The organism is Streptomyces bohaiensis (genome assembly GCF_012033785.1).
GTDB classification, from domain to species: Bacteria; Actinomycetota; Actinomycetes; order Streptomycetales; family Streptomycetaceae; genus Streptomyces; species Streptomyces bohaiensis.
The window spans coordinates 1-5680 of record NZ_JAAVJC010000297.1; the positions used below are offsets into that span (position 1 = coordinate 1).

The 5680-nt window shown below is 73.0% G+C and carries 6 protein-coding genes and 1 tRNA gene; 2 read left to right on the top strand and 5 right to left on the bottom strand.

Annotated elements, in window-relative coordinates:
* Window positions 1-51: 51 nt before the first annotated feature.
* Window positions 52-951, bottom strand: coding sequence for a glycoside hydrolase family 16 protein (locus tag HCN52_RS21235; protein WP_168090057.1), 900 nt, complete (start codon window positions 949-951; stop codon window positions 52-54).
* Window positions 952-1223: 272 nt separating this feature from the next.
* Here HCN52_RS21235 and HCN52_RS21240 point away from each other — a divergent pair, with 272 nt between their 5' ends.
* Window positions 1224-1421 carry a hypothetical protein gene (locus HCN52_RS21240; protein WP_168090058.1) on the top strand — a complete coding sequence of 66 codons (198 nt, stop codon included), beginning with the start codon at window positions 1224-1226 and terminating at the stop codon, window positions 1419-1421.
* Window positions 1422-1895: 474 nt separating this feature from the next.
* Here HCN52_RS21240 and HCN52_RS21245 read toward each other — a convergent pair whose 3' ends face one another.
* From HCN52_RS21245 to HCN52_RS21255, 3 genes are all read right to left on the bottom strand, one after another.
* A complete protein-coding gene (locus tag HCN52_RS21245; protein ID WP_168090059.1) occupies window positions 1896-2816 on the bottom strand; it encodes an RNA polymerase sigma factor SigF in 921 nt (306 codons plus the stop codon).
* Between the two features lie 203 nt (window positions 2817-3019).
* Entirely contained in the window at window positions 3020-3841 is an 822-nt protein-coding gene (locus HCN52_RS21250) for an RNA polymerase sigma factor SigF (protein ID WP_168090060.1), read from the bottom strand.
* 381 nt (window positions 3842-4222) lie between these two features.
* Entirely contained in the window at window positions 4223-4387 is a 165-nt protein-coding gene (locus HCN52_RS21255) for a hypothetical protein (RefSeq protein ID WP_168090061.1), read from the bottom strand.
* A gap of 569 nt (window positions 4388-4956) precedes the next feature.
* Here HCN52_RS21255 and HCN52_RS21260 point away from each other — a divergent pair.
* Window positions 4957-5043: transfer RNA gene (locus HCN52_RS21260), tRNA-Ser, on the top strand.
* 118 nt (window positions 5044-5161) lie between these two features.
* Here the strand turns inward: HCN52_RS21260 and tadA are convergent.
* Complete coding sequence (tadA, locus tag HCN52_RS21265; RefSeq protein WP_168090062.1) at window positions 5162-5602, bottom strand: tRNA adenosine(34) deaminase TadA; 441 nt, start codon at window positions 5600-5602, stop codon at window positions 5162-5164.
* Between the last annotated feature and the right edge of the window lie 78 nt (window positions 5603-5680).

Consider the following 5680-nt stretch of genomic DNA (forward strand, 5'->3'; position numbering starts at 1 on the left):
GCGGACGCCCGCCCTCACCAGGGCGGGCGCGCGCCGCGCGGGTGCCGCGGGTCAGCCGGTGAACTCGGTGACGGTGACGTGGTCGATCACCATCTGCTGCGGGAACTGCGTGGAGTCGTCGGGGTAGCCGGGCCACTCGCCGCCGACGGCGACGTTGAGGATCAGGAAGAAGGGCTTGTTGAACACCCACTCGCCGGTGACGTCGGCCGGCGTCAGCGTCTGGTACGCGTTGCCGTCGACGGACCAGGTGATGGAGTCGGGGGACCAGTCGATGGCGAAGGTGTGGAAGCCGTCGCTGAAGCTCTCACCGGCCGGCAGCTGGTACGGGGAGCCGATGCCGCCGCCTCCGGAGTAGCCGGGGCCGTGGACCGTGCCGTGCACGGTGTCCATCTCGTGGCCGATCAGCTCCATGATGTCGATCTCACCGCTCTGCGGCCAGCCGACGTCGCCGAAGTCGGCGCCGAGCATCCAGAACGCCGGCCAGATGCCCTGGCCCTCCGGGAGCTGGATGCGCGCCTCGACGCGGCCGAACTCCGCCTCGATCTTCCCCGCGGTGTTGATGCGGCCCGAGGTGTACTCGCAGGGGCCGTAGTAGCACTGGTGGTTGCCGGGGTTCCCCTCCTCGGCGGTGATCACCAGGTTGCCGTTGCCGTCCTGGGCGACGTTGTCGGTGCCGTCGGTGTAGTACTGCAGCTCGACGTTGTTGATGTTGTCGCCCGGGTCGAGGTTCCAGGAGGAGCTGTCGACGGGAGCGCCCGCGGGACCGTCGAAGTCGTCGTGGAAGACGACGGTGGCGGTGGGTGGGGCGGCGGCCGGCTGGTCCGTCGCGCCGGGGCCGGGTGAGCCGGTGGCGGTGCCCGCGGCCAGCAGGGCGGCGCCGAGGCCGAGTGCGGTTCCGGCGACTGCGGCGCGCCGGAGGCCGCGTTGTCGTGCGGGGGTGTGCGGGGACATGCATCACATCCGGTGGGTGTGGGGGTGTGGGGGGTTCCAGTGCAGGACGAGGGGCGCGCCGTTCGCAAGGGGTGTGCGGCGTTCCGGAACCGGAGGGGCCGACGGGGACGCACGGGGCGGGTGGTGCGGGGCGCGGGGTGCGGTGGCCCCGCCGGGGTGGTGCGCGCGGTGGTGACGAAGCGGGACAGCTCGGGCCGGCGGCGCTGCCCGGCACGGAGTTGACCTCAACCTGCCTGTCGCGCGGTGGCAGACGTTCGCTAAGGTCCGCTGCCATGGCTCACAACCCCGAGACCCCGCAGAACACCCAGCAGGACCCCGCGGGCAGCACCCAGATGTTCCAGGCGTTCGTGGACGAGGCGCCCGCCGGTGCCGCGAACAGCACCAGCTCCGGAGGCAACCGCGGGATGGTGATCGGCGCCGTCGTCGCGGTGGCGGTCATCGCCGTCGTGCTCTTCGCCGTCCTCTTCTGATCGCGCGGGGCGCGTCCGGCGGGCGTGCCCGGCGCTCTTCTCCGCCGCGACCTCTCTCACGGCCGCCGTGCCGCGTTCCTTCCGACCGCGGCGCCGCGGCCGTCGGCGTACGCGGGCACGTCCGGGACGGCATCCTGGCGGGTCGTCAGGACCGGCTGTCCAGCGAGCCGTTCGCACGGCTCGGCTGCTCCGTCGCCCTCCTGCGTCTCCGTGCGGGGCGGGGGCGGGACGACGCCGGGGCGAGGGCGCGACGGAGCCGGCAGCGCCTGCGGCGCTCGCACCGGGGCGACCGGGGTGGCGGGCACCCGTGGGCGCGGTGCGCGGACCGGCGCGTCCGTGAGCCGGGCGGGGCGGCCCTCGGTCCCGCGATGCCGACAGGCGCGGGGCGGACGCGGTGCGGTACGGACGCGGCGTCGGCGACGGACGCGTCCGGTGTTCTGCGGCCCGGGCCGGCGAGGTGCCGGTCCGGGGCGGTCACTCCTCGGCGGTCAGGCCGTCGCGCAGCTGGGCCAGCGTGCGGGTGAGCAGCCGGGAGACGTGCATCTGGGAGATGCCGATCTCCTCGCCGATCTGCGACTGGGTCATGTTGCCGAAGAAGCGCAGCATGATGATGCGCCGTTCGCGGGCGGGCAGCCGCGCGAGCAGCGGCTTGAGCGACTCGCGGTACTCGACGCCCTCCAGCGCGACGTCCTCGTAGCCGAGCCGGTCGGCCAGGGAGCCCTCACTGCCTTCCTCCTCCGGGGAGGGGGAGTCCAACGAGCTGGCGGTGTAGGCGTTGCCGACGGCGAGGCCGTCGACGACCTCCTCCTCCGAGACGCCGAGGCAGACGGCCAGTTCGGCGACGGTGGGGGACCGGTCCAGCCGGTGGGAGAGCTCGTCGCTCGCCTTGGTCAGCGCCAGTCGCAGCTCCTGGAGCCGCCGCGGGACGCGGACCGACCAGGAGGTGTCGCGGAAGAACCGCTTGATCTCCCCGACGACCGTCGGCATGGCGAAGGTCGGGAACTCGACGCCGCGCTCGCAGTCGAACCGGTCGATCGCCTTGATCAGGCCGATGGTGCCGACCTGGACGATGTCCTCCATCGGCTCGTTGCGGCTGCGGAACCGGCCGGCGGCGTACCGCACCAGCGGCAGGTTCAGCTCGATCAGGGTGTCCCGGACGTAGCCGTGCTCGGGGCTGTCCGGGTCGAGCGCGGCGAGCCGCTTGAAGAGGGACCGGGACAGGGTGCGGGTGTCCAGTCCGTCGGTGGTGCCCGGACGACCGGCCGTCGTGGGGGCGGCGTCCGAGGGGCCGTCGGGATTCGGCGCACCGTCGGGACCGCCGTCGACGGATGGCGCGGGAATGTGCGGCGTGCCGTGGGTGGAGAGCACCTTGGAGCTGCCCAGTTCTACGGACATGCCACCCCCTTGGAGGTCGTGGATGGATCGCAGCGGCGCTCTCCGGTGTGAGAAGTGCGCCCGTCAGGTTGAATACCGGAGTTGCCCCTGCGACAAACGCTCGTCTAGCAGAATGTCACAAGTCATCAACACGATGTAGCGTCTTGTCGACAATGAGTTCCAGATCAAGCCATCCTGTGGCGGCACGAGTTCACCCCAACGGATTAGGCCTCGATCGTGTTTGTGGCTCTCAGCCTGCTGAAACTCCGGGAGAGCAGTCGGGAGACATGCATCTGTGAGAGGCCGAGTTCCGCGCTGATCTGTGACTGCGTCAGATTGCGGTAGTAACGGAGCAACAGGATGCGCTGCTCGCGCTCCGGGAGCTGGACGAGCAGGTGCCGGACCAGCGAGCGGTGCTCCACGCCGTCCATGCCCGGGTCGTCGTAGCCGAGGCGTTCGCCGAGTGCGGGTGTGCCGTCCTCCCGCTCCTGGGAGGCCTCCAGGGAGGCCACGCGGTAGGCGCGGCCCGCCTCGGTGCCGGCGAGGACGTCCTCCTCCGGCACGCCGAGGCGCTCGGCGATCTCCCGCGAGGTCGGGTTGCGGCCCAGGGCGAGCGTCAGCTCCTCCGTGGTGCCGTGGATCTGCACCCAGAGCTCGTGCAGCCGGCGCGGTACGTGCACGGTGCGGACGTTGTCGCGAAAGTAGCGGCGGATCTCCCCGATGATCGTGGGCATCGCGAAGGTCGGGAACTGGATGCCGCGCGAGGTGTCGAAGCGGTCGATGGCGTGGATGAGGCCGATGGTGCCCACCTGGACGACGTCGTCCATCGGCTCGTTGCGGCTGCGGAAACGGTTCGCCACGTACCGCACCAGCGGCAGGTTGACCTCGATGAGCTCGCCCCGGACGCGGGCGTGCTCCGCGGTGCCGGGCTCCAGGCGGTCGAGCCGCTCGAACAACTGCTGGGTGAGCGCCCTGGCGGCCGCGCCCCGCGATTCTCGGGTCTGCGTCGTCGCCACCGGCCCGACCACCCCTTCGTCGTACCTCATATCTGGCAAGAGCGGTCATAGCATCACAAGACATATTGGGTGTGTGCAAGCACCCCCATAACGCCGTGTTGAGCAATGGCCACGCCTTGCAGGTGTGTGACGGGCCGGGGGCGCGGTCCCTCGCGGTGGCCGGAACGCGCCCTGGGCTGACGGAAGATGATGGCTCGTCCGGGGTGGCCCGGTCGACGCCGACGGTCCGGCTCGGCCGCGGCAGTCCCGGGGCGCGCGCTCCGGCGTGCGCCCGGAGTGCGACAGGGCGTGCGGTCAGCCATCGGGGCGCCGGGTACGGCGCCCGGCGGCGGTCGGGGCCGACGGCGAGGGCGGCGCGGCGGTGCGACGCGCCGGCGACGGCCGGCGCCATGACAGAGGCGCCGCGCGGCCTCAGTTCACCAGCGCGGTCATGAAGTCCCCGACCGCCCCGGCGGCCGACGAGATGCCCTCGAAGCCCATCTGCACGATCTCCGCGGAGCGCTCCGGTGAGGTGATGATCGTGTACAGCACGAAGACGATCAGAGCGAACAGGACGATCTTCTTCAGCTGTGCCATCGTCTCCCCCTCGGCGTGCGCCGCGGGGTCGCGGGCACGCACCGCGCTGCGCGGTCGGGTGAGTTTAACCAGGCTCGCCGCGGGCTGTCCGGTGGTCGTCCCACCCCAGGTGGGAACCGGCGGCGCGGTGGTGACACGGGACGGTGAAGGGCTCGCCCGAAAGGTGACGAAGGTCCCGGGAGGTGGGGTCGTTCGCGCCTCCCCGCGAGCGCCGCGCGGCGCATCCTGGAGGCATGCCCGGCGGTTTCCCCGACCGCCGGAGCGGACGGAGAACGCCGCGGCCTTCGGCACCCCCCCGCCGGACCCCGCGAGCCCCGTCCGACACCGGAGGAGGTGGCACGTCCCCCCGTCGCCGCCTCCTCCGGTCCCCACTCCCGTCGCCGCCACGCGGCCCCCAGGGCGTCCGGTGGCCCGTCCCCCGACCGCAGGGCGCAGGGCGCCGCGTGAACCCGGCGCGACCGGCAGCCGGTTCCGGGCCCGACCGCACCGCGCTGGCTGCTGCCCGGGGCGCGCGGGGCGGGTCGTGACCCGATTTCGGCACAGCGCGACGGTGGGCTAGGATCTCTCTCGGTAGCGTGTCCGAGCGGCCTAAGGAGCTCGCCTCGAAAGCGAGTGTGGGGGCAACTCCACCGAGGGTTCAAATCCCTCCGCTACCGCTTCCGGCGCCCCCGGACGGCATCCCCGTCCGGGGGCGCCGTCGTGTGCGGGGCGCGGTGGCGCGCATCGGGGCCGGCGGGCCCGGCCCCGATGCGCCCCGCGCGACGCGGCGGGGGCTCAGCGGGGGGTACGGAAGAAGTCGGTGAGCAGCCGGCCGCACTCCTGGGCCATGACGCCGTGCAGCACCTCCGGCCGGTGGTTCAGGCGCCGGTCTCGCATCACGTCCCAGAGCGACCCGACAGCGCCCGCCTTGGCGTCCGCGGCGCCGTAGACGACGCGTTCCACGCGGGAGAGGACACCGGCCCCGGCGCACATCGTGCACGGCTCCAATGTCACCACCAAGGTGCACCCGGTCAGCCGCCAGCCACCCAGACGGCGCGCCGCGGCGCGCAGCGCGATGACCTCGGCGTGGGCGGTGGGATCGCCGGTCGCCTCGCGTTCGTTGCGCCCGGTGGCGATGACCTCGCCGTGGGGGCCGCCGGGGCCCAGCACCACGGCGCCGATCGGGACGTCGCCGGTCGCGGGCGCGGAGCGGGCCTCGGCGAGAGCGCGGCGCATGGCAGGGACCCAGGGGTCCCGCAGCGGGTCCGGGCGGGAGCCGTCGGCCGGGACGTCGCCGGCCCGGGAGGCGTCGCC